Genomic DNA, 23,010 nt, shown 5'->3' with positions numbered 1-23,010 from the left:
GGCTTTCTGGTTAGGTACCGTCAAGGTACGAGCAGTTACTCTCGTACTTGTTCTTCCCTAACAACAGAGTTTTACGACCCGAAAGCCTTCATCACTCACGCGGCGTTGCTCCGTCAGACTTTCGTCCATTGCGGAAGATTCCCTACTGCTGCCTCCCGTAGGAGTCTGGGCCGTGTCTCAGTCCCAGTGTGGCCGATCACCCTCTCAGGTCGGCTATGCATCGTTGCCTTGGTGAGCCGTTACCTCACCAACTAGCTAATGCACCGCGGGCCCATCTGTAAGTGATAGCCGAAACCATCTTTCAATCATCTCCCATGAAGGAGAAGATCCTATCCGGTATTAGCTTCGGTTTCCCGAAGTTATCCCAGTCTTACAGGCAGGTTGCCCACGTGTTACTCACCCGTCCGCCGCTAACGTCATAGAAGCAAGCTTCTAATCAGTTCGCTCGACTTGCATGTATTAGGCACGCCGCCAGCGTTCATCCTGAGCCAGGATCAAACTCTCCGAAGAAATGTTTGACTTGCTCAATTAAAAAATAAAATTTAACGTTGACGTTTGTCGCTTTGTTCAGTTTTCAAAGTTCAACCGCCGCTCTTAAGCGACTTTTTAATCTTACCAGTTTATCTCTTTCTTGTCAACAACTTTTTTAAGAAGTTTTTTCAAGTTTTTGATAAATTTAGTATCGCTCATCGGCGACGTATATAAATTTATCACGGATATTTTAAAGCGTCAATAGATTTTTTAAAATAAATCGTGTTTTTTTAGAAAAACCTTTTATCCAGGCTATAAAGTCATATGTCAGGGTATCTACACGTCATAACCGCACCGTATCAGATACCCTTTATCCTCTCTATCATTTCGCCACATAGTGTCTATGGTACAAACTCTTTCCCTTGGTTTCTACTTTTTTTACCATAATGATATCTTTTTCAATTAAAAACTCAAGAAGTATTCCTAAATCAATAGCATAAGGGCGTATTTCGGGATGATGAACCAGTTCATTAAACGTCCATTCCTGCTTTTCACTTTTCATAATATGAACAAGATGCTTGGCACCCAATTCAGTTTTTTTATTTACTAGAAATTCACTCGCTAAGAAAAGCAGCTCTAAACGCTTGCTAACCTCTTCTTGGCTAATAATTAGTTCTTCGTAAAGACGATGAATTTCAGGTTCTATTTTTTTCACTTGGTTCCATACTGTCACTTCTGGGTGAAATCCATTTTCCAACACAGACAGTCGTGCTAAATGATGAAGAGCATGAATGACATGATTGAATGCATCTAAATAATGATTAGACGCATAAAAGTCTTTTCCTTCTTTAAATCGGCGAATCAACTTAGCAAACTCGACACCTATTCTCTTTGTCCGATCTTCTCTAGGGAAATCAATTAAGCGTTTCTTTAAATTTTCCATATATTCGTTGCGATCAAATAGCACTTTACCATTTAAGATCCAATCAATAATACGGCGGTTCGTCCCATTCATAATCCATTCACTCATTTGCTGTTCAGAAGCCATATAAAGTGCCGCACGCTCATTTTCATATTCGTATTGTTTAATAAAAAGAGACGTTTCTGTAGTCTTGGTCACAATAAATAAGATAGCATCCAAATTATCCGTCACTGGAGATTCTGATTTCTTTTTTTCAATCAGTAAAATACCTAGTGTGTCTTTATTGCTAGCTCTTTCTTGATATATTGGCCGTAAAACATCTTCCATTTTGAGCTCTCCTAACTGTAATAAACAAATATTTTTCAAACTTTTAAAGGCTATGGACTAAGATTTCTTTTTTTATTATATACGATGTATAACGGATATCCCACTCAGAATTATGGAAATCATTCAGAAAGCTCAAAAACCAACGATAATTTTCCGAAGATTCAATTTTTATCATCATTCACTGTCTCACTCTATGATATATTGGTAACAGGGGGGATACTGATGGGGATAAAGTATTCAAATAAAATTAACAAGATTCGCACGTTTGCACTCAGCCTGATCTTTGTTGGTTTCATTGTTATGTATGGGGGAATTTTCTTTCGGTCTTCAGTCTGGCTAATGACTATTTTTATGCTTTTGGGGTTGCTGTGCATCGTAGCTAGTACCGGCGTTTATTTCTGGATTGGCATGCTTTCTACAAAAGCGGTTCAAGTAACCTGCCCTACATGTCAAAAGCAAACCAAAATGCTAGGGCGCGTAGATATGTGTATGTATTGCAACGAGCCGCTTACGCTTGACCAGTCTCTTGAAGGAAAACAATTCGACGAAAAGTATAATAGAAAAAAACAAAAAGAAAGCTGATAGTATCACTACTATCAGCTTATTAATGCGCTTTTTTAGCCGTACAATCAGGACACGTTCCGTAAATTTCCATTCGGTGGTGACTAATATCAAAGTCAGTAATATGAGCAGCCAGCTTTTCTACTTCGTCTAAACCAGGATAATGAAAATCCACAATTTTTCCGCAGCTTTCGCAAATCACATGGTAATGCTCTGTTGTAACATAATCAAACCTGCTTGATGCATCACCGTATGTTAGTTCCTTTACAATACCTACTTCGCGAAATACTCTTAAATTATTGTAAACGGTTGCTACACTCATATTTGGAAACTTACCTTCCAGCGCTTTATAAATATCATCTGCTGTTGGATGTGTCATTGAATTGATTAAATACTCTAAAATAGCATGACGTTGTGGTGTAATACGAACGCCAGTACCTTTTAACGTTTCAAGGGCTTCTTGTAAATGATTTGACACGTCATGCACCCCTCTTCTGTAAGTATTATTACTTTATAATTCTTATAATTAGTCTACATGTTTTACCCACGTTTTGTCAACTTGATGCCTATTCCTATTTTATGTAATAAGTAGAAATTTTTCATATATTTTATGCAAAAAAAGAAGTGTGGAAATCAATCCACACTTTTAAATATATTAACATCTGAGGAGGTATGCCCTACACTGATATTGTATGTTCAAAGACTAAAACTGCTCTAGTTATCTGCCTGTTTTTATGCCATTTTTTCTTTAATAAATGATAAAGCTTCTTCCACATGCCCTTTCACTCGAACCTTGCGATATTCTTTTACGAGCATTCCTTCTTTATTAATGATAAAAGTGGAGCGTTCAATGCCCATATATTCTTTTCCAAAGTTTTTTTTCAGTGTCCATACTCCATACTCTTCAGCTACGCTGTGATCTTCGTCAGCTAAAAGTAAGAATGGAAGGCCGTGCTTATCAATAAACTTATGGTGTTTGTCGATTGGATCCGGACTCACTCCTAGAATCACCGCATCTAGCTCTTCAAAATTTTCATGCTGATCTCTGAAATCACAGGCTTCTGTTGTACAGCCTGGCGTCATATCTTTCGGATAAAAATACAGCACAACGTTTTTGCCTTTCATCGACGCTAGTGATACTTGCTCTCCATTTGTAGACATCAATACAAAATCGGGTGCTTTTTCTCCAACTACAGCTGTCATATTTATCTTCTCCTTTACGCTTTTCATTTTCTTTGAATAGCGTACCCAATATTAGATAAGATGACAAGTTTAAGTGCGGGTAACAGTTCGCATCACAAAGATTGCAGGCATAATATAGCCGATAAACGCTTCAAAAGTTGCAAATAATTTCCCAATTCCAACCGGATACATATCTCCGTAGCCTACTGAAAATAACGTCGCTGCGCTGAAATACATACTGTTAAACAGGGTATAAAAATAATGACCTTCATGTTCAAACCCTCCGCTTAATACTGGAATACTCCCCATCTCACATACTGTATAAATAAGGCTAAATCCCAATAAAACTGTAATATATGAATAAAACAAGACAAAGAAATGACCAATTGAGAAAAAATGAAATTCTCCAAGTTCTTTTTCAAAGAGAAACTTCATACTACCAATTACAAAAACAATGATAACGAGGATTAGAAAAACAACCATCATTCTACTCCTTTAATTTATACTCTACTACCACTATACGCGCGTTCTTGTCCATTCATTACTACTCCGAAGCCACCAAAAAGAGCAGGCATTTAATTGCCTGCTCCTCTGTATTTTTTGACCCCTGTATTCCATAAGAAAATAGAGATTACAAAAAAGACGATTCCCATAACTGGAGTTAAAAATGCATATCCATACCATTCTGACCTTCCTAAGAAATAAGCAGCTGGATATACGCCTACAAATGCAAAAGGAAGAATCCACGTTAAAACATATCGGATGACATTATTATAAATATCTACAGGATACCTTCCGTAGTTTCCAATATTATAAATAGTAGGCATAATAGAGGTTCTGGCATCGGACCAGAAGCCTATGCTTGCTAAGGCGATGAAAATTCCTGCGTATACAAGCGCTCCTCCTAAAATAAATAATAGAAAAATAAAAACATCATACCACTGGAAATGAAGATGTAAAGAAGACGCAGCATAAGCCATTACTGCAATCCCTGTGATACCACCAAACAATGATTCTAGTTCCATCCGCTCTAAAATAACTTGAAACAAACTGTGAATTGGCCGCGTTAAAATTCGGTCCATTTCTCCTTTAACAATGTACCGCTCGTTGAAATCCCAAATGTTAAAGAAAGACGAAAAAATAGCAAAAGGGACCAAAAAGAAACCATAAATAAAGATAATTTCCTCTCGTGACCATCCGTGCAGCGACTGAGTATGTCCAAATACAACTAAAATAAAAATCAAATTAACTGTTTGAAACAATAAGTCTGAAATGATTTCAACTACCATGTCGGTGCGGTACTGAAGCCTTGTTTTCATATATTGACTAATGTACTGAAAAAAAATCGAAAAATAAAACATTTTCATAGACTACCCTCCTTGAATAACCATTTTTTTCTTCGCTATGTTCCACAAACATGCAATAGGGATAAATAGAAGTCCTGACCAAACTGCTTGTGTGATAAGAGCATTTATTACTTCCTGCCCTTTAAATCCATTTGTGAAAATCATGCTCGGAATATAACTAATGGCTTGAAAAGGGAAATAGCTCATAATATGTTGCGCCCACAAAGGATAGAAGCTGATGGGCAGAAGAAGTCCTGAAAACAAATCAATAACAACGCGCTTCGCTCGAATGAGTCCATCATTGTTAAAGAGAAAGAAAGTCGTAATACCCGTTAATAAATTAATTTGTGTATTAATAATGAAACTAAAAATTAAAGACAGTCCAAAATAAAGCCATGTTGCTGCATTTGCTGAGAACTGTACTGGAAATAAAAACGCGACAATAATCATGCCGGGCACTGAGAAAAACAGCAGCCGAAAAATCCCTTCTCCCAGTCCTTGCATTGTTTTCATACCAAGGTAGCTATAAGGCTTAATTAACTCTACTGCCACTTTGCCATCTTTAATTTCCATTGCCATTTCACGGTCAATGTTATTAAAATAAAAGGCTCTTGCCATCCATGAAACTGCTACATACGTTGTCATTTGGGTAATGGATAACCCTTGAATATTCTCTTTTCCTCCATAAATAGCGGACCATAAAAAGTAGTAAGCACCAATATTAATCGCATAAATCAATATTCCGCTGTAATAATTCGTCCGATACGCCAGCATCATTAAAAAGCGAATGCGTATCATCTCTATATATTTATCCATTCACAACACCTTCTTCATAAATGTTGCGGATGATTTCTTCCGTTGAAATTTCTTCAATGTTAATATCACTGATTTCATGCTTTGCCACCACTTTAGCAATCAGCTGCGACATCAAGTCCCCTTTATTTTGAAGCTGCGCTGTCCACAAATATTTTTGATCACCTTCAATCCAGTTAACAGGCATCCCTTGCGTCAATAGCTTCAACTGTTCTTTATTTGGCGCGGTTCCAAATTCAAACGTAACTTGTTTAAGATCTCCCCAATTCGAACGCAGCTTTTGCAGCGATCCGTCATAAATAATACTGCCTTCATCCAGCATTACGACGCGTTCACATAAAGCTTCAATATCTGCTAAATCATGTGTCGTAAGCAAAATCGTCGTATTATATTTTTCATTAATTTCTTTTAAAAATTGGCGGATTTTTAATTTAACTAGTACATCTAAACCGATCGTCGGTTCATCTAGAAATAGAAGCGGCGGATTATGAATAAGAGCAGCAGCCAGCTCACAGCGCATTCTTTGACCTAGCGAAAGCTTTCGCACCGGCTTATCTAGTAGCGGTCCAATATCTAAAGTTTGAATAACATGCTCCATATGAGCGTTATAATCTTCATCTGACACTTTGTATACTTTTTTTAACAGGCGAAAAGATTCTTGTACGGCAATATCCCACCACAGCTGAGAGCGTTGACCAAAAACAACACCAATCGTTTGGGCAAACTTTTCTCTTTCCTTATGAGGATTCATTCCATTTACGGTAATGTCGCCTGAAGTAGGAGTTAAGATTCCTGTCAGCATTTTGATTGTGGTCGATTTCCCCGCTCCGTTTTCTCCTATATACCCTACCATTTCCCCTTGTTTTACGGTAAACGATATATCGTTCACCGCTTTCATGACTCTATAATTACGGGTAAATAAATCCCGGAATGCCCCTTTAAGGCCAGAGCGGCTAGAATAGGCTTTAAATTCTTTACGAAGTTGATTCACCTCAATAGCATTTTTCATTGTATTCCCTCCGTTACGTGGACGTATTAGTGGTTTCTTTTATTGTTTCCAGCGCCCTTGCTAGCAACTCCTCCAAGAGACGAGGAACTATTTTCTAGCAGTTAGCTCACAAATTTCTATCATACACGTTCTCGAATGTTTTTCAAGAAACAAATAAGTTTGATAGAATAAAGAAGTTGAACTTTTCATTAGGAGGCATACTATGCAATTTACAAAATCAGAACAATTACACGCGGAAGCACTCGAACATATTGTAGGCGGCGTTAACAGCCCTTCACGTTCATATAAAGCCGTAGGAGGCGGAGCGCCTATTGCAATGGAGAAGGCAAGCGGAGCTTATTTCTGGGACGTTGATGGAAATAAATATATTGACTATTTAGCAGCTTACGGTCCTATTATTACGGGACACGCTCATCCTCATATCACGAAAGCTATTACAAAAGCAGCTGAAACGGGTGTTCTTTACGGTACTCCAACTGCTCATGAAGTCACATTTGCTAAAATGCTCAAAGAAGCGATGCCCGCATTAGATAAAGTGCGCTTCGTCAACTCTGGAACAGAAGCCGTTATGACAACGATCCGTGTAGCACGCGCTTATACTGGACGCGATAAAATTATTAAATTTGCAGGTTGCTATCACGGCCATTCAGACCTTGTATTGGTGGCAGCTGGATCTGGCCCTTCTACACTCGGAACTCCTGACTCTGCAGGTGTACCAAAAAGTATCGCTAATGAAGTCATCACAGTTCCTTTTAACGATATTGAGCCTTACAAGGAAGCATTAGAAAAATGGGGCGATCAGATTGCGGCTGTTTTAGTAGAACCAATCGTTGGAAACTTTGGAATTGTTGAGCCTGAACCTGGCTTTTTAGAACAAGTCAACGAATTGACTCACGAAGCTGGAGCACTTGTTATTTACGATGAAGTTATTACAGCGTTTCGCTTTATGTACGGTGGAGCTCAAGATTTACTTGGTGTAAAACCTGATCTGACTGCCTTTGGAAAAATCATCGGCGGCGGCCTTCCAATCGGAGCCTACGGCGGTAAAAAAGAAATCATGGAAAAAGTGGCGCCGCTTGGACCCGCTTATCAAGCAGGTACAATGGCAGGAAACCCAGCTTCTATTCTTTCTGGGATTGCTTGCCTAGAAGTACTAAAGCAAGAAGGTGTTTATGAACAGTTGGATAAGCTAGGGGCGATGCTCGAAGAAGGTATTTTAAAACATGCTCGTACATATAACATGCCTATCACTATCAATCGATTGAAAGGCGCTCTTACTGTCTACTTTACAACGGAAACGGTCAAAAACTATGAACAAGCAGAAAATACAGACGGCGAATTATTCGCACGCTTCTTTAAACTAATGCTCCACCAAGGTGTCAACTTAGCTCCTTCGAAATATGAAGCATGGTTCCTTACTACAGCTCATACAGAACAAGATATTGCCGAGACATTAGAAGCAGTAGAAAAAGCATTTAAACAATTAAGTGAAGAACGCTAATTCTTATTCTAAAGAGGCTGAGATAAAAGAATTTTAGACGAAGTGAAAAATGAACCATTAATCAACATGTTTGATTTGTGGTTCGTTTTTTTTGTTATGGTGAATATAGTTTCATGCGTGTAGGTCTTTCTAGCAGTTGATTAGAGGGCAAGGCGAAGACTCCTGCGGGAAAAGCAGAACAGGCGAGACCCCACAGGAGCGTATGCGACGAGGAGGCTTAGCGCCCGCCCGCGGAAAGCGAAGTCTTGCATGGAAATCAACTGCTGTGTCACAAGCGGTTCAGCTCATGTATCCCATTTGTTCGTCTTGAGATTGAATTTATTTCGTTATGTCTCGACCTCTTTTTCGTTTTACCTTTGGGTTTCCTTATAGAACATTCCCACCTTTCATAACCATTTCTTACGCGTCATCTCCTTTTTGTCAGCCTGTCGAAAAATCCCGAGAAATACCCTTATTTTTCTGCTTGTTTTCTCTTGATATCCATTCTTAAACCTTGTATAGTATGTTATTGTTTATATTATTTCCAACAGGTTATGTAATAAAGAAGGATTGATTTTTGCAATTTATCATTTGTTTTGGGGAACATTCTTCATAACGAAAAAACTTTTTTACAGAAAGGAACTACGAACGCACATGAAACTTGGTGCCCGCATCTTAAAAACGGGAATTGCCATTACACTTTCATTGTTATTAGGTGAATTTCTAAGTTTACCATCTCCAATATTTGCGGCAATTGCGGCAGTTTTTGCAATTCAACCGTCTATTTACAGATCTTATTTAACAATATTGGAGCAAATACAGGCGAATGTGATTGGAGCTGCTTCTGCAGTTTGTTTTGGACTTATTTTTGGTACCCATCCCATCATTATTGGTTTTACCGCTGTTGTTGTCATCGCAGTCAACTTAAAATTACGTATTAATAATACAATTGGGCTTGCGCTTGTGACAGTAATTGCAATCATGGAAAATCCAGGAGATAATTTCGTTGAATATGCACTTATACGCTTTGGTACAGTGTTACTTGGGGTATTCTCAGCATTTATTGTCAATCTTATTTTTATTCCGCCAAAGTATGAAACAAAGCTGTATTATAAAATTGTAAGCACAACGGAAGAAATTATTAAATGGATTCGCATGAATCTTTATCACGCATCTGAGCACACATTGTTAAAAGAAGACATTGAAAAAATGAAAGACAATGTGGCTAAAATGAATCAACTTTTCGATTTTTACAAAGAAGAACGCACTTATTCAACCAAAAAACGTTTTGTTAAGTCACGCAAGCTCGTTTTATTTCGTCAAATGATTACCGTAACAACACGAGCTCTTACAACCTTGAAGCTACTCCACCGAGTAGAAAATGATCTCCAGGTCATGCCACAGCAATTTCAAGATTTAATCAAATCTGAAGTTGAGTGCCTGTTAATGTATCATGAGCAAGTATTATTAAAATTCATTGGGAAATTACGCGTACAGCCAACCACTACTGTACCAAACGAAGCCTGCGTTGGAAAACGAGCTTTAATCGATAAATTTATGCAGTACAAAATATACGATAATGATGAAGAGAATAAGGTTATTTATCATATCTTCCCTTTGATCTCTGTCATCATTGAGTATAGTGAAGAGTTAGAGCATCTTGATAAGCTGATTGATACGTTCCAAAACTATCACAAAGATGATAACTCATTTGATATTAATCATCAGCGACAAGAAGATTAAAAACACCACCTATTGTTAGACAATAGGTGGTGTTTTTAAATTGTATCAAGCTGCTGAACGTTAAAGAGCTGATAGTAATGACCTTTTTTCTTAATTAACTCCTCATGAGAACCTCGTTCGACTACTCTTCCATTTTCTAAAAGTACAATTTCATCAACATGAGTAATTGTAGATAAACGATGGGCTACAATGAAGGTCGTGCGATCTTTTGCTAGTTCAGCTAATGCTTCTTGAATATAGTGCTCACTTTCTAAATCTAGAGCTGAAGTGGCTTCATCAAAAATAAGAATAGCTGGATTTTTTAAAAATACGCGCGAAATGGAAATACGCTGCTTCTGTCCCCCTGATAGCTTCATTCCCCGCTCTCCCACTTTTGTATCATATCCTTCAGGCAAATTCATAATAAAATCGTGGGCATTTGCGGCTTTTGCCGCAGCAATTACCTCTTCATCTGTCGCTCCTGGCTTTCCAAGCAGTATATTGTTTTTAACCGTGTCACTAAACAACACCGTATCCTGCAGGACGATTCCAATCTTATCTCGCAGGCTGCGTACTTTATAGGTTTTGATATCAATGTCATCAATGAGAATTTTGCCCTCTGTCACATCGTAAAAGCGCGGAATTAAGCTGATAAGCGTGGATTTACCGCCTCCGCTCATTCCAACAAACGCAACGGATTTTCCTTTTTCTACATCTAAATTAATATCATGAATCACCGGTTTTTCTTCTTCTTCATAAGCAAATGAAACGTGCTCAAACTGCACCTTTCCATGAAGCTCAGTGCATTCTTTTGCATCTTTCTTGTCTGTAATATCGTATTCTTCATCAATGAACTCAAACACCCGGTCCATAGATGCAACAGACTGCGTGAGCGTAGTCGATGAATTAACCAAGCGGCGAAGCGGATTATACAAGCGGTCAATGTAGGCAACAAATGCTACCATCGTTCCTACGCTAAGACTTTCTGTGATGACTTGATATCCAGCAAATGTAATCACGATTAAAGGCGCCAAATCGGTAATGGTATTTACTACTGCAAATGTTTTTGCATTCCAATTCGTATGATTGATTGCTTTTTGTAGAAAATTTGAATTTTGCTTATCAAATTGTTTCTGCTCATGAGGCTCAATAGCAAAGCTGCGAATAACAGAGATCCCTTGAACCCTTTCATGTAAGTGCCCCTGCACTTCCGCTAAAGCCTGCGAACGGACTCTTGTTAAATGGCGAAGACGACTGTAAAAATATTTTACAGAGAACGCATAAACCGGCAGCAAAATAATCGATACCAGTGTTAAAGGTACATTCATCGTAAACATAATCACAATGGCTATTACAATCGTCATCATATCAAGCCATACATTCATTAAGCCTGTGATAACAAAGTTTTTTGTTTGCTCTACATCATTAATGACTCGTGAAATCACTTCACCCGCTCGAGTATTTGCATAATAACGTAAGCTAAGCTTTTGAATATGGCTAAACAGCTGATCCCGTATATCATATAGTACTTTGCTCGATACCCACTGAGCATAATACTGCCTGTAATATTCAATGGGAGGTCTTAACACTAAAAATATAACAAACGAAATCCCCATAATCGTCACCATTTTATGAACTTTTTCAGAAGAAGACATGCCATGTCCATTTACGATATCGTCCAAAACATATTTCAAAAGCAGCGGAATTAATAAAGGAATAGCAAATTTAATAATACCAATTAATACAGTGCCGACAATTTGCCATTTGTATGGCTGTACAAACTTCATGTAGCGTCTTATACTTCCCATAAAATCTCCCCTTTCTATCTATGAGGGCAAGCTTTCTTAGTATATGTACACGCGTCGATTTTTTAGTGCTTTTATCTCTCCTAAAAGATGGTGAGCATAACGCCAAAAAGAACATTATATCAAACAGTCAGCTTTAGACGGCCTAACATAATGTTCTCTAGATCATTCATCAAGAATGCCGATATGTTAAAAAACGCTCATACCAAATGTCAATGAAATCTGGAGCAAACGGGCCTTTTCGCTGTCGAATCCAACCTTTTAACTCCTCGACGTGATTATGTAAAATACGGTCAATCACTTCTGGATAATTCATTTCTTTTCGATGCTTCTCATATTCATCTTCATCAAGAAGGGTGTATGTCATATCTGGATAGACTTTGATATCTAAATCATAATCAATATATTTGAGCGCTTCATTGTCATCATAAATGAACGGCGAACTGATATTGCAGTAATAATAAATTCCATCTTCACGGATCATCCCAATGACGTTAAACCACTGCTGAGCATGAAAATAACAAATTGCAGGCTCTCTTGTGACCCATGTTCGTCCATCTGATTCTGTAACGACCGTACGATCATTTCCTCCAATCACTAAGTTATTGGTTGCTTTTAATACGGTTGTCCGATCCCACACGCGATGAATATGTCCATTATGCTTGTAGCTGTGTATTTGAATTGTTTCTCCTTCCACCGGAATTCCCATCTCCAATACCTACTTTCATTTTAGCACTTAAAAAAATTCATATAACGTCTCCATTTGTCTTATGTTTATTATAACGGTTTCTCTCTCATTTTAACACAAATGTGCTAACCTTCTTGAGTTCAAAAAAGCCACTCCCCCTACTTTTCCTTTGCTTGGCAGCCTTAAAAAAGAGAGGAAGTGACACATCAATGTTCATTAAGCAAGTGTAGAGCAAGCCCCTTCACTTTTATATGTACGAATAATGTCTTCGGTTTGTGCTTCAAACGTCAATTGAATCTCTTTTAATTTTAGCTTCATTTCACTAATCTCACCTTGCACAGAATGAAGTTTTGCTTCTTCATGAAGTTTTATTAGTTCACCTTCGATTTCCTGACAGCGCTCAATCTCAGACTGCAAAAACAGAAGTTGATCCATGGTCTCCAATTGTTGAGTCACTAGCTCATCAAATTTTTTCATACGATAGCTCCTCCCTATTTGCTTTAACCATACACGCGGCACTTCTGTTAACATTCTGTTTAGGTGATACAGATTCCTTTGACGAGTTGTGTAAAGTTTCAAGAAGTTTTGTCATACTTTGTTGCTTTTTATATAAGAAAAAGCGAACTTAACATCGCCGTATGAAAGACGTTAAGTTCGCTTTTGATATTAACCTTGGTATTTACCAGAGTTTTGGTTTTTCTTTGCTTGAGCTTGTGCGTTTTGTTGTCTCACTTCTTGAGCACTTGTTTCGCTAGCAAATTCAGTACCGAAGTTGTTTTTAGATGCTTGAGCATTTTGGCTTTTGTTTGCCGCTGCTTGTGCATTTTGTTGTTTCACTTCTTGTACATTTGTTTCGCTACCAAATTCAGTACCGAAGTTGTTTTTAGATGCTTGAGCATTTTGTTGTTTCACGTGTTGTGTGCTTGTACCAGATGCTGTTTTGTTTGTTTGCTTTGCCATTGTAATCACCTCCACGAAAATTAATATGCCCGGGAGGTAAATAGGGTATGCAAACTTTTTTCAGTATTTTAAGGCGCAAGCCCAAAATACATTTACCTTACATTAAAAGTGAACGCCCTCCATCAATAATAAGCGTTTGACCGCAAATCATATTTGCTTGATCGGACACTAAGAACATAACTGCATCTACCATGTCTTTTGGTTCCACCATACGACCAGCTGGAGTATGCTTGCGTGCATCATCTAGAAGCTCATCGCGATTTGGGAAATGTTTTAATGCTTCTGTATCCACAGCTCCTCCAGATACAGCATTTACCACAATATTCTTTGGAGCCAGCTCCACTGCTAAATAGCGGGTCAACGCTTCTACAGCAGCTTTTGACACGCCTACTGTTGTATAATTTTCTAAATAGCGAATAGACCCAAGCGAACTGATGGTAACAATCTTTCCTCCGCCTACTTTTTCCATACGTTTAGCCGCTTCTTGTGCACAGAATAAATATCCTTTGCTGTTAATATCCATTGTCCAGTTCCAGTGAGTTTCTTCCAATTCCATAATAGGACGTAAAACTCCTGACGCTGCATTACTTACAAATACGTCTAAGCGACCGAATACTTCATCAATTTGCTCAAACATTTCTTTAATTTTTTCTACTTTTCCTACGTTTGCTTTAACAACTAATGCTTCTCTGCCTAATGCTTTGATTTCTTCTGCTACTTCCTGCGCTGCACTTTTGCTTCGTGCATAGTTTAATACAATATCGTATCCTTCTTTAGCCAGACGTAAGGCAATTTCTTTACCAATACCTCTGCTGCTTCCCGTAACTAGTGCTACCTTTTGTGACATGATGTCATCTCCCTTATGTATCGTATTATCTTTACATTGTACTGATTTTATCGCATAAGAAACAAGTAATATAGGGAAAATAGATAAAACTTGATGAAATGAATGAGGTGAATAGAATGTATGTAGGTAGAGACATGACGGCTCTTTCAATGATTTCTAAAAGCGAGTGGAAAGACAGCGAGCTTGCGTTTTTCCATCATTCTTTACAGCAAATAACGCCGTATTTAAATGCTGAAGGACAAAGTATTCATCAGCAAATTATTAAAGAAATTGAAGCACGGGGCGGGTTACAGCGCCAGGAAGCAGATTACACACACGGCACGCATGTATCATATGATTAAATAAAAAGAAGCGCGGAGTTTATCCGCGCTTCTTTTATTTAACAAGTAAATATTCTTTTAAGATTTTTTGATGGGAAACAGGAAATGCATATTGTTCTAAATCTTTTTCAGAAACCACTTTCAAATTTTTTAATGCACTGATATCACTTATAAGCTCTGCTTCATATACTGTGATATTCCAGACGATATGAGAAAACACGTGCTGAATCGTCGTAAACGGTGCATGGATTTTAATATCGGCTCCGTACTCATTTTGAATAAATGCGTGAAGCTGCTGATGATCTGGCGCTATACTAAGATCTACTTCTATATTTGGAAATTCCCATAGGTTAGCTAAAAGTCCTTTGCTTGGACGTTTATGAATCAGATAATTTCCTTCCTCGTCTCTAATCACCGCTGCAGCAAGCTGAAGAGCACGCGGCGCTTTTTTCTTTGATTTAACAGGAAGCTCATTCTGCACTCCTTCTTCAAATGCACGGCAGTGTTCGCGAACTGGACATAATAAACAGGAAGGAGAAGTTGGTGTACAGACAATGGCACCAACTTCCATCATGCCTTGATTGAAATAGGAAGGATTATCTTTTGAAATAATTTCATGCACGATATCTTCAAACAGCTTTCTTGTTTTCGGTTTTGCAATATCATCCCAAACGGATAAAATGCGCGATAGCACACGCATGACATTTCCATCTACAGCAGGTTGCGGCACTCCGTATGCAATACTTAAAATGGCTCCTGTTGTATAAGGGCCTACTCCTTTTAGTTTAGAGATTTCTGCTGGCGTATTTGGAACTTCTCCCCCGTATTGTTCGTGAACTTCTCGAACGGCGGTTTGTAAATTACGGGCACGGGAATAATAGCCTAATCCTTCCCACGCTTTTAACACATCATCTTCATTCGCATAAGCTAAATCTTTAATAGTGGGAAATTTGCTAATAAAATTATTAAAATAAGGAATGACCGTATCTACTCTCGTTTGTTGAAGCATAATTTCAGATACCCACACTTTATAAGGGTCCTGATCTTGACGCCAAGGTAGAATGCGCTGTTCCTGCTCAAACCAAGAGATTAAGTCATCTTGAAATGCTCGAATATCGAAATTTTGTACAATATCTTTACTTTGTTTCACGTCATAGCCTCCGAGGTATTAACTATACATATACAATGTGTTGCTTTTTGAATCTTAGTAACTTTATGATAACCTTATAACAACTACAAATATGAATAGTAAAATGAATTGTTCAAATAATGAATAAAAACAGCTAATTTGCTGCGTTAGTAATAAAGCGAGATTTTTCGCCCTAAATCCAGCTTCCATGCTGAATTAGGATAATCTAAGATTGTCATTTTACAAAGGAGGAGTTCGCTCTGGATACTGGTACACACATTGCAATGGGAATCGCTTTAGGCGGCCTTGCAACATTAGACCCCACTGTATCTGCGAATACAGCCACACTGGATGCTGTAATGATTGGCGTAATGGCCGGGTCATTAGCACCTGATTTAGACACTGTTTTAAAGCTGCGAAACAATGCACAGTATATCCGCAATCACCGTGGAATTACACATTCTATCCCGGCTGTTATTTTATGGCCTTTGCTTATTGTGCTCATTCTTTCGCTTCTGCTGCCAGGAGCTAACTTGCTGCATCTATGGATGTGGACCTTTGCAGGCGTCATTATTCACGTTTTTGTTGATATCTTTAACGCTTACGGCACGCAAGCTTTACGACCTTTCACAAATAAATGGATTGCGCTTGGCGTAATCAACACGTTTGATTACGTGATTTTTTCAGCTCACGTCCTTGCGATTATCATTTGGTTTGCTGGAGCAGAGCCGGGACCAACATTCATTACGCTGTATGTGCTATTGGCGTTTTACTATGGACTGCGCTTTTATATGCGCCACCAGATCGCCAAGAAGCTTCGAAAACAGTTTCCTGATGTAATCAAGCTCAATATCTCTCCTACAATGCGTTTCACTCACTGGCATTTAGCTGTGACGACCGAAAAGTATTTTCACGTAGGAAGAGCAATCGGAGAAGAAATTTTTATTTATGATACGTTTGATAAAGTTCCAATCCCTGAATCCGCTGTAATTGAAGTAGCGAAAAAAGATGAAAATTTATCTGCTTTTCTTTCATTTTCACCTATTTATAGATGGGAACTGGACGAATATAACGACCATATTGAAGTGCGCTTTATTGATTTACGCTACCGCAGCAAGGATTACTATCCATTTGTAGCCGTGGTCCAGCTTGATTACGATTTAAATATTATTTGCTCGTACACAGGTTGGATTTTCAGTGAGAAAAAATTGCGTAAAAAGCTTGATTACCTCCCGCACTAATCATAACAAGAACAAATATGAAACCCAAAAACGAACCGTCTTGAGAAGACGGTTCGTTTTTATTTAATGTTTTAAATAGTCATCGTTATTTAATAAATGCTGATATTTAGGGTTTTTAACCGCGATTTCATGAAGTTTGTCACCGTAGCTGTTGATATACATCGTAACAACCTTTTCCGTCGCTTCTTTACCTTTATAATCATATCCTGCTTTTGCGTAAGATGACTCAAAATCTTCCCAGAAAAGTTCAACCCACGTGCGAGCTTGAGCGTATGAGAGCGAACTGTTTTTATTTAATAGCTGATTCGTTAATCTTTCAAATATATCGTTCATAAGAACACCTCGATTACCAAAATTCTTTATGAGTATGTTTGCACTTTTAACTTACACTATAAATGCGGAGTTATTCACTCCCTCATGTACTATATCATAACCGCAACGCTTTCTGTTGTAAAAGGAGAGGTATCGATGCGCAATAAAGCAAAAGATTTTCCAAACCAACATCATACTAAGTTTGAAGGCGAACCTCGAGCAAAAGCTGAGTACGCTTCAAAACGTGCAAATGGAACTATTAACACGCATCCTCAAGAACGTATGCATGCTTCTAATGAGCGCGAAGAATAACCGCTTGCTTTACGTTTAAAAATAGAGTGAATATAGAAATCAAACAAGCAGCACACTTCGTGCTGCTTGTTTATCCCTTTATTTTTTCAACATGGAAATAGGCAATGCCTCTTCGTTTTGCGGTGAGCCAAGCCTAAATCCCCACGCAAAAACTCCGTTCATATAATCAATTTTAAAATATGAACCCGGATCTCCTTGAATTTCATATACTTCCCCTGCTTTAAACGTTTCGGGATCCAATAAATACGACCTAGCCATTGTTACCTTTCTTTCTAATACTGCATACTCATTGACCATGCCAAGCTGTTCAGCTTTTCGTGCTTTTTCTTGAAGAGACCCAATTTCTTGTTGAAGTTCATACGTCGTCATATCGCTGTAACGTTTTTCAGACATGCTGTTTTCCCCCTTGTTTGCTTTCATTTTATTATAACAAAAGGTATAACTAAAGGGAGACTATGAAAAGGGAGTTTTGGGAATGAAAACAGTGCTAATCACGGGCGGTGCGACGGGTCTTGGAAAAGAACTCGCTAAATTTTACGCAAAAGACTACAACGTCATTCTAGCTGGACGCAATCAATATAAATTAAAAGAGGCGCAGCATGAGCTAGGAGACAACGTATATACGATGTCTGTAGATATTACAAAGTATGAAGAAGTAGGAAAATCTGTAGAAAAACTGCTGGTGCAGCATTCAGTAGATATCCTTATCAACAATGCAGGCATTGGACATTTTGGTCCTTTGACCGATTATACAAAACAAGCCATCGATGAAGTCATCGATACAAATGTAAAAGGAACTATTTTTTTAACACAAGCGCTTATGCCTCATCTCTTGACGAGACCTGAACCTAAAGTTATGAATATCATTTCAACTGCAGGACTTCGCGGGAAAGCTAATGAAAGCGTCTATGTGGCAAGTAAGTTTGGCGTAAGGGGATTTACAGAAAGTTTAAAAGTGGAATACAAAGATACCAGCCTTCATGTGATTGCAGCTTACATGGGAGGCATGAATACCCCTTTTTGGGATCACAACAACCACATTAAAGATAAAAGCCGATTGCGCTCGGCTTCAGAAATTGCTGAGATTATTTATAAACAGCAGAATGACTCAGAAGATATTTTGTTTTAAAAAAGAGTGAAACATACCTACATCAATCTAATCTAAAGATAAACAAATTGTATAAATGATCTTATAGGAATTGCTTGTGACACAGCGGTTGATTTCCGTGCAGGACTTCTCCCTTTCCGGGGACGGCAGGAGTCTTCGTCTTGCCCTCCAATCAACTGCTAGAAGCAACTAAACATATGAAGTTTACGTTTACCATCACACTGAAAAAATCCGAACGAGTTGGATTCTCCATCAAGAATCTCGATTCACCGTTCGGATTTCCCTTCAACTAACATACTTTTGTCCCGCCTTTATTCCTCTTCAATAGAATCTAGAAATGATTGAATTTGGTCAATAGAGAATCCTTTTCTATAAAGAGCCTGCTTTATTTTTTGCTGATATTCCCAGCCTTCATACTTTGAAAAACGACGATGAGCTTTCATTCCTTGGTATTGCAGAGCTTCCCATGCTTCATCGCTTTCTTTTTCTGTATTCGTGCGCTGAAATGCTTCTTGAATAATAGAAAATGAATAGCCCTTCACTGCCAATGCTTGTTCCATTTTTTGTTTCATCATTACTTGAGATAATTTTTTATATTTCCCTTTTAATTTTTCAATTAATTTCACAGCAGTTTGAATTTGCTGTTCTTCAGGGTATTCACATAAACTAAGGGTAATAATGGAATCAGAAATTCCCTTTTCTTTTAATTCTCTTTGAATCACATTTGGTCCTTTTGATGTCGTGTTCATTTGAGTTAACACGAATGCTTTTGCAAACTCTTCATCATTTAAATAACGGTGGCTGACTAATTTCTGAATAACTTGTTGAATAATAGTAGAGTTAATTTCTTTTTTCTTTAAATAATCATGTACCTCTTTTTCAGAGCGCATTCGATAAGATAAGTAAGTGATCGCTAAATTATAAGCTTTTTTCTCATCATCTGCGTACTGAATTTCCGTTAATTCAAATTCATCAAGCTCACGACCTTTTTTCAAGTCATATTTGATGAGGACATTTTCGTCAACACCAAAGCCAAACTCTTCACCTTTACCGTAATCTAAATACACATTATAACGTTCACCGCTATTCTTTTGCGTTGTGATTTTTGTGACAACAGGCATAACCTTCACCTCATATTTCTTATTAAATTGATGGCTGAAGAACCGCCAAACGTATCATACACATTTTTATTTATCTCAATAAAGGAGGAAATTCGTATGAAAATTGTTATTGCTGGAGGAACTGGATTCGTAGGTAAAGCTTTAACAAAACATTTTTTAACACAAAAACATTATGTATATATTTTAACACGCAATGCAGATAAAGCTGCAAGAGATCCGAAACTTAAATATGTAGAGTGGATGCAAGAAAACAGCCAACCTGAAGAGCATGTAGAAGGAGCAGACGTTTTTATCAATTTAGCTGGCGTTTCACTTAACAGCGGCCGCTGGACGGACGAGCGCAAAAAAGCCATTGTGGAAAGTCGCCTTTCTTCTACTCAAGAAATCCTTCGTATTATGGCTGCCTTACCCGAAAAACCGTCCCTTTATGTAAACGCAAGCGCAGTTGGTTATTACGGGACATCAACTACAGAAACGTTCACAGAAGCTTCTCCATCCACGGGCACAGATTTTTTAGCTGAAACAGTAAAAAAGTGGGAAAATGAAGCGTTAAAAGCGATGGAACTCAATATTCGTACTGTTTTAACAAGGTTCGGCGTTATATTAGGCAAAGATGGCGGGGCACTCCCTTCTACTGCCCTTCCTTATAAATTATTTGCAGGAGGAACAGTTGGTTCGGGAGAGCAGTGGATGTCTTGGGTGCATCTTCAAGACGTCGTCAAAATTATTGATTATTGTATTCATACCGAACAAATAGAAGGACCTGTTAACGTAACTGCCCCAAACCCTGTTCAAATGAAAGAGTTTGGAAAGACGATTGGCAAAGTGTTAAATCGCCCTCACTGGATGCCCGTACCTAGCTTTGGCCTTCAGCTGCTGATGGGAGAAATGAGTATGATTATTTTGAAAGGACAGCGTGTTTTACCTGAAAAATTGATTCAACAGAATTACATTTTTACATATACTGTATTAGAAGATGCATTGCGAGATTTACTCTAGTTATTTTCTGATATTTACCTAAAACAGGTGACTAAGCTGCCGATAGATAGGAGCATCCTTTATGAAAACCATTCTCTTGAAAAATGCAACGCTCTATCCTATTACGTCAAAACCTATTTATAATAGTGATGTGCTCATTCAAGATGGAAAAATTGTTTTAATTGGGCCAAACTTGCAGCCTCCTCTTCAAGTAGAAGTCATTGACTGCAAACAGCGCTACTTATTCCCTGGATTTATTGATGTTCATACACATCTAGGACTATATGATGAAGGAACCGGCTGGGCGGGAAATGATGCTAACGAAACAATCGAGCCTATGACTCCCCATATCCGAGCTTTTGACAGCGTACATCCTTTAGATCCTGGGTTTAAAGATGCCATTGAAGCGGGTATTACGTCTGTACACATTATGCCTGGAAGTGCAAATGTGATCGGAGGTACAACGTCCGTTATTAAAACAGCCGGAACAAGTATTTCTCAAATGTTGATTCAAGAGACAGCTGGACTTAAGATTGCGCTAGGAGAAAATCCAAAACGAATCCACAGCCATGGCAATAAAGAATCCATTACACGAATGGGCATTATGGGGATGCTGAGAGAAGCCTTTTATCATGCAAAAAGCAGTGACAATAAAGATGATTTGCGAATCAAACCGCTCATTCAAGCACTGAATAGAGAGATTCCCGTTCGAATTCATGCTCACCGAGCCGATGATATTCTATCAGCTCTGCGCTTAGCAGATGAATTTAATTTAGACGTTCGTATTGAACACTGTACAGAAGGTCACTTAATTGCTAAAGAGCTAAGTGGAAGAAACTTAAAAGTAAGCGTGGGACCAACTTTAACACGCCGCTCAAAGGTTGAATTGAAAAATAAAACGTGGAAAACCTATCAAGCTCTCTGCAATGAAGGAGTAGAAGTTTCCATTACAACAGACCACCCTTATACGCCCATTCAGTACTTAAATATTTGTGCATCCATTGCCGTACGTGAAGGACTCGAAGAACAAAAAGCATTAGAAGGCATCACCATTGCTGCTGCTCGAAATCTCCGTATTGATCAGCGAATCGGCAGTATCGAAGCAGGAAAAGACGCTGATTTAGTGCTATGGAGCCATCATCCCTTTCACTACTTAGCAAAGCCCCTTTTCACCATGATAGATGGTAAAATATTATTTAAAAAAAATTAACATTTTACCTATTTTCTTTTTTTATTTTTTTTAGTATGATACGTTTAGAAGCATGTGAATTTCACAAAAGCATAAACATCACACGTTGACTTTTTATGTTTGTTGACTTGTAATGGGAAGGCAAATGGTGCGCCACCAGGTAACTGGTTCTAGTGGGTTCGATTCCCACCCCGAAATTTTTTTAATTATTAAAAAATTTCGAGGGTGGGGACTTGATTGGAGTCTGTATATACCCTCGATCAGGAGGGAAAAGTTATGTTAAAAAAACGTGACCTAAATGACTGTCAATCTCTATACGAACTCATGGTACATCCTGATGTCTTCCCTTTTGTTCGTCATAAAGCCCATTCCTATGAAGAATTTTTATTTGTGACTAAACAAACGATGGAAGCAGAAGATCATGGAGAAATTATTTCTCGCACGATTTTAGACGAATGGGGTAACCCTATCGGCACCATTAATTTATTTGATGTACAGGACCAAGCTGGTTTTTTAGGCACTTGGCTTGGCAAACCGTTTCATGGAAAAGGATATAATCAAATTGCAAAAGAAGCGTTCTTTAATGAACTGTTCTTTGAGTTAAATATAGAGCGAATTTTTATGCGAATTCGCAAAATTAATATTAGGTCTATTAAGGCTGCAGAAAAACTGCCTTATGCAGTACTTGCGAATGAAACACACAAAGCTTTATACGATGAAATTAATCAACATGAAGACGTATATGATTTATACGAAATTCCAAAAGACTTGTATACATTATATTACTTGCGTCACGAGCAAGACGTTCAAGAAGATCACCAGCTTAAAGAAGCGTAAGAGTCTCTCCGTTACACGGAGAGCTTTTTTTATGATTAAAAACGAGAGATTCTGGAAAAAATAAGTAGCATGATCGAAAAACGTTAATTGGAGGTTTTTTTATGTCTGAAAAAAAACGAAAAGAAAACGCAAAAAATACGTTAAGTAGCGCTCAAGAAATCTATTACGGCCGCGAGTTTAAAAAAGCAGACCGTGCAGGCGGCTACACGAAAAAATAAGTGAGGCAAAACATCTCTATCCAACGCTTGATCACCCCAACGTCCTTTCTGTACAGTTTGTATCGGAAGGACGTTTTTATATTATGTAAAAATAATAACACGAAGATTTCAA

28 protein-coding genes and 1 rRNA gene (1 of these 29 running past the window's edge) are annotated in these 23,010 nt (G+C 38.1%); 12 read left to right on the top strand and 17 right to left on the bottom strand.

What is annotated here, in order from left to right; all coding sequences use genetic code 11:
- Both MKY06_RS02155 and MKY06_RS02150 read right to left on the bottom strand, forming a co-directional pair.
- Positions 1-510: ribosomal RNA gene (locus MKY06_RS02155) — 16S ribosomal RNA — on the bottom strand; it reaches 1,042 nt to the left of the window's first position.
- 343 nt (positions 511-853) lie between these two features.
- Entirely contained in the window at positions 854-1,720 is an 867-nt protein-coding gene (locus tag MKY06_RS02150; RefSeq protein WP_013055174.1) for a nucleotidyltransferase-like protein, read from the bottom strand.
- A gap of 222 nt (positions 1,721-1,942) precedes the next feature.
- Here MKY06_RS02150 and MKY06_RS02145 point away from each other — a divergent pair, with 222 nt between their 5' ends.
- The gene (locus tag MKY06_RS02145) at positions 1,943-2,302 is read left to right on the top strand and encodes a YgzB family protein (protein WP_013055173.1); all 360 of its coding nucleotides are present in this window, start codon (positions 1,943-1,945) and stop codon (positions 2,300-2,302) included.
- 22 nt (positions 2,303-2,324) lie between these two features.
- On the opposite strand, the gene perR is transcribed toward MKY06_RS02145, so the two are convergent.
- The 6 genes from perR to MKY06_RS02115 form a co-directional block, all read right to left on the bottom strand.
- A complete protein-coding gene (gene perR / locus MKY06_RS02140) occupies positions 2,325-2,759 on the bottom strand; it encodes a peroxide-responsive transcriptional repressor PerR (protein WP_013055172.1) in 435 nt (144 codons plus the stop codon).
- 254 nt (positions 2,760-3,013) lie between these two features.
- Positions 3,014-3,484, bottom strand: a complete 471-nt coding sequence (bcp, locus tag MKY06_RS02135) for a thioredoxin-dependent thiol peroxidase (protein ID WP_013055171.1) — start codon at positions 3,482-3,484, stop codon at positions 3,014-3,016.
- Between the two features lie 69 nt (positions 3,485-3,553).
- Positions 3,554-3,946, bottom strand: coding sequence for an ion channel (locus MKY06_RS02130; protein ID WP_013055170.1), 393 nt, complete (start codon positions 3,944-3,946; stop codon positions 3,554-3,556).
- A 92-nt stretch (positions 3,947-4,038) separates the two neighbouring features.
- Positions 4,039-4,824: an ABC transporter permease gene (locus MKY06_RS02125; RefSeq protein ID WP_013055169.1), complete on the bottom strand. Its 786-nt coding sequence runs from the start codon at positions 4,822-4,824 to the stop codon at positions 4,039-4,041.
- Positions 4,825-4,833: 9 nt separating this feature from the next.
- Positions 4,834-5,625, bottom strand: a complete 792-nt coding sequence (locus tag MKY06_RS02120) for an ABC transporter permease (protein WP_013055168.1) — start codon at positions 5,623-5,625, stop codon at positions 4,834-4,836.
- The gene (locus tag MKY06_RS02115; protein WP_013055167.1) at positions 5,618-6,631 is read right to left on the bottom strand and encodes an ABC transporter ATP-binding protein; all 1,014 of its coding nucleotides are present in this window, start codon (positions 6,629-6,631) and stop codon (positions 5,618-5,620) included. Before MKY06_RS02115 ends, MKY06_RS02120 begins: the two co-directional genes overlap by 8 nt.
- 202 nt (positions 6,632-6,833) lie before the next feature.
- Between MKY06_RS02115 and MKY06_RS02110 the strand changes: the two genes are divergently transcribed.
- The 3 genes from MKY06_RS02110 (at position 6,834) to MKY06_RS02100 (ending at position 9,854) form a co-directional block, all read left to right on the top strand.
- Positions 6,834-8,132, top strand: coding sequence for a glutamate-1-semialdehyde 2,1-aminomutase (locus MKY06_RS02110; RefSeq protein ID WP_013055166.1), 1,299 nt, complete (start codon positions 6,834-6,836; stop codon positions 8,130-8,132).
- A gap of 136 nt (positions 8,133-8,268) precedes the next feature.
- Positions 8,269-8,442, top strand: a complete 174-nt coding sequence (locus MKY06_RS02105) for a hypothetical protein (RefSeq protein WP_170960132.1) — start codon at positions 8,269-8,271, stop codon at positions 8,440-8,442.
- Positions 8,443-8,765: 323 nt separating this feature from the next.
- Positions 8,766-9,854, top strand: a complete 1,089-nt coding sequence (locus tag MKY06_RS02100) for an FUSC family protein (RefSeq protein WP_013055165.1) — start codon at positions 8,766-8,768, stop codon at positions 9,852-9,854.
- 35 nt (positions 9,855-9,889) lie between these two features.
- Here MKY06_RS02100 and MKY06_RS02095 read toward each other — a convergent pair whose 3' ends face one another.
- The 5 genes from MKY06_RS02095 to fabL all read right to left on the bottom strand — a co-directional run bounded on the left by MKY06_RS02095 (position 9,890) and on the right by fabL (position 14,133).
- Positions 9,890-11,641 (bottom strand): ABC transporter ATP-binding protein, encoded by a 1,752-nt coding sequence (locus MKY06_RS02095; RefSeq protein ID WP_013081549.1) that lies wholly within the window; start codon positions 11,639-11,641, stop codon positions 9,890-9,892.
- Between the two features lie 169 nt (positions 11,642-11,810).
- Positions 11,811-12,347, bottom strand: coding sequence for a nucleoside tri-diphosphate phosphatase (gene ntdP, locus MKY06_RS02090; protein ID WP_013055163.1), 537 nt, complete (start codon positions 12,345-12,347; stop codon positions 11,811-11,813).
- Positions 12,348-12,542: 195 nt separating this feature from the next.
- The gene (locus tag MKY06_RS02085; protein ID WP_013055162.1) at positions 12,543-12,803 is read right to left on the bottom strand and encodes a YgaB family protein; all 261 of its coding nucleotides are present in this window, start codon (positions 12,801-12,803) and stop codon (positions 12,543-12,545) included.
- A 189-nt stretch (positions 12,804-12,992) separates the two neighbouring features.
- The gene (locus MKY06_RS02080; protein ID WP_013055161.1) at positions 12,993-13,286 is read right to left on the bottom strand and encodes a gamma-type small acid-soluble spore protein; all 294 of its coding nucleotides are present in this window, start codon (positions 13,284-13,286) and stop codon (positions 12,993-12,995) included.
- A gap of 97 nt (positions 13,287-13,383) precedes the next feature.
- Positions 13,384-14,133 (bottom strand): enoyl-[acyl-carrier-protein] reductase FabL, encoded by a 750-nt coding sequence (fabL, locus tag MKY06_RS02075; RefSeq protein ID WP_013055160.1) that lies wholly within the window; start codon positions 14,131-14,133, stop codon positions 13,384-13,386.
- Positions 14,134-14,249: 116 nt separating this feature from the next.
- Here fabL and MKY06_RS02070 point away from each other — a divergent pair, with 116 nt between their 5' ends.
- Positions 14,250-14,474, top strand: coding sequence for a hypothetical protein (locus MKY06_RS02070; protein WP_025752758.1), 225 nt, complete (start codon positions 14,250-14,252; stop codon positions 14,472-14,474).
- Between the two features lie 34 nt (positions 14,475-14,508).
- Here the strand turns inward: MKY06_RS02070 and mutY are convergent, their stop codons facing one another.
- Positions 14,509-15,603 carry an A/G-specific adenine glycosylase gene (mutY, locus tag MKY06_RS02065; RefSeq protein WP_340960174.1) on the bottom strand — a complete coding sequence of 365 codons (1,095 nt, stop codon included), beginning with the start codon at positions 15,601-15,603 and terminating at the stop codon, positions 14,509-14,511.
- Positions 15,604-15,842: 239 nt separating this feature from the next.
- Here mutY and MKY06_RS02060 point away from each other — a divergent pair, with 239 nt between their 5' ends.
- Positions 15,843-16,823, top strand: a complete 981-nt coding sequence (locus MKY06_RS02060; RefSeq protein ID WP_029324552.1) for a metal-dependent hydrolase — start codon at positions 15,843-15,845, stop codon at positions 16,821-16,823.
- Between the two features lie 63 nt (positions 16,824-16,886).
- Here MKY06_RS02060 and MKY06_RS02055 read toward each other — a convergent pair whose 3' ends face one another.
- Positions 16,887-17,156 (bottom strand): YfhJ family protein, encoded by a 270-nt coding sequence (locus MKY06_RS02055; RefSeq protein WP_013055156.1) that lies wholly within the window; start codon positions 17,154-17,156, stop codon positions 16,887-16,889.
- Positions 17,157-17,291: 135 nt separating this feature from the next.
- Here MKY06_RS02055 and MKY06_RS02050 point away from each other — a divergent pair, with 135 nt between their 5' ends.
- A complete protein-coding gene (locus MKY06_RS02050; RefSeq protein WP_013055155.1) occupies positions 17,292-17,447 on the top strand; it encodes a small, acid-soluble spore protein K in 156 nt (51 codons plus the stop codon).
- A 78-nt stretch (positions 17,448-17,525) separates the two neighbouring features.
- Here MKY06_RS02050 and MKY06_RS02045 read toward each other — a convergent pair whose 3' ends face one another.
- Positions 17,526-17,840: a YfhH family protein gene (locus MKY06_RS02045; protein ID WP_013055154.1), complete on the bottom strand. Its 315-nt coding sequence runs from the start codon at positions 17,838-17,840 to the stop codon at positions 17,526-17,528.
- A gap of 82 nt (positions 17,841-17,922) precedes the next feature.
- On the opposite strand from MKY06_RS02045, the gene MKY06_RS02040 reads away from it, so the two are divergent.
- The gene (locus MKY06_RS02040; RefSeq protein WP_013055153.1) at positions 17,923-18,576 is read left to right on the top strand and encodes an SDR family NAD(P)-dependent oxidoreductase; all 654 of its coding nucleotides are present in this window, start codon (positions 17,923-17,925) and stop codon (positions 18,574-18,576) included.
- Positions 18,577-18,866: 290 nt separating this feature from the next.
- On the opposite strand, the gene recX is transcribed toward MKY06_RS02040, so the two are convergent.
- Positions 18,867-19,676 carry a recombination regulator RecX gene (gene recX, locus MKY06_RS02035; RefSeq protein WP_098278441.1) on the bottom strand — a complete coding sequence of 270 codons (810 nt, stop codon included), beginning with the start codon at positions 19,674-19,676 and terminating at the stop codon, positions 18,867-18,869.
- 96 nt (positions 19,677-19,772) lie between these two features.
- Between recX and MKY06_RS02030 the strand changes: the two genes are divergently transcribed.
- From MKY06_RS02030 to MKY06_RS02015, 4 genes are all read left to right on the top strand, one after another.
- Positions 19,773-20,675 carry a TIGR01777 family oxidoreductase gene (locus MKY06_RS02030; RefSeq protein WP_098278440.1) on the top strand — a complete coding sequence of 301 codons (903 nt, stop codon included), beginning with the start codon at positions 19,773-19,775 and terminating at the stop codon, positions 20,673-20,675.
- A gap of 61 nt (positions 20,676-20,736) precedes the next feature.
- Complete coding sequence (locus MKY06_RS02025; RefSeq protein WP_013055150.1) at positions 20,737-21,864, top strand: amidohydrolase; 1,128 nt, start codon at positions 20,737-20,739, stop codon at positions 21,862-21,864.
- Between the two features lie 255 nt (positions 21,865-22,119).
- A complete protein-coding gene (locus MKY06_RS02020; protein WP_013055149.1) occupies positions 22,120-22,680 on the top strand; it encodes a GNAT family N-acetyltransferase in 561 nt (186 codons plus the stop codon).
- Between the two features lie 101 nt (positions 22,681-22,781).
- Complete coding sequence (locus MKY06_RS02015; RefSeq protein WP_013055148.1) at positions 22,782-22,898, top strand: YfhE family protein; 117 nt, start codon at positions 22,782-22,784, stop codon at positions 22,896-22,898.
- Positions 22,899-23,010: the final 112 nt, after the last annotated feature.

The sequence above is a fragment of the Priestia sp. FSL P4-0332 genome, from assembly GCF_038005845.1.
GTDB lineage: Bacteria > Bacillota > Bacilli > Bacillales > Bacillaceae_H > Priestia.
The sequence above is the reverse complement of the archived record's forward strand: the minus strand, read 5'-3'. Positions and strand labels throughout refer to the sequence as shown.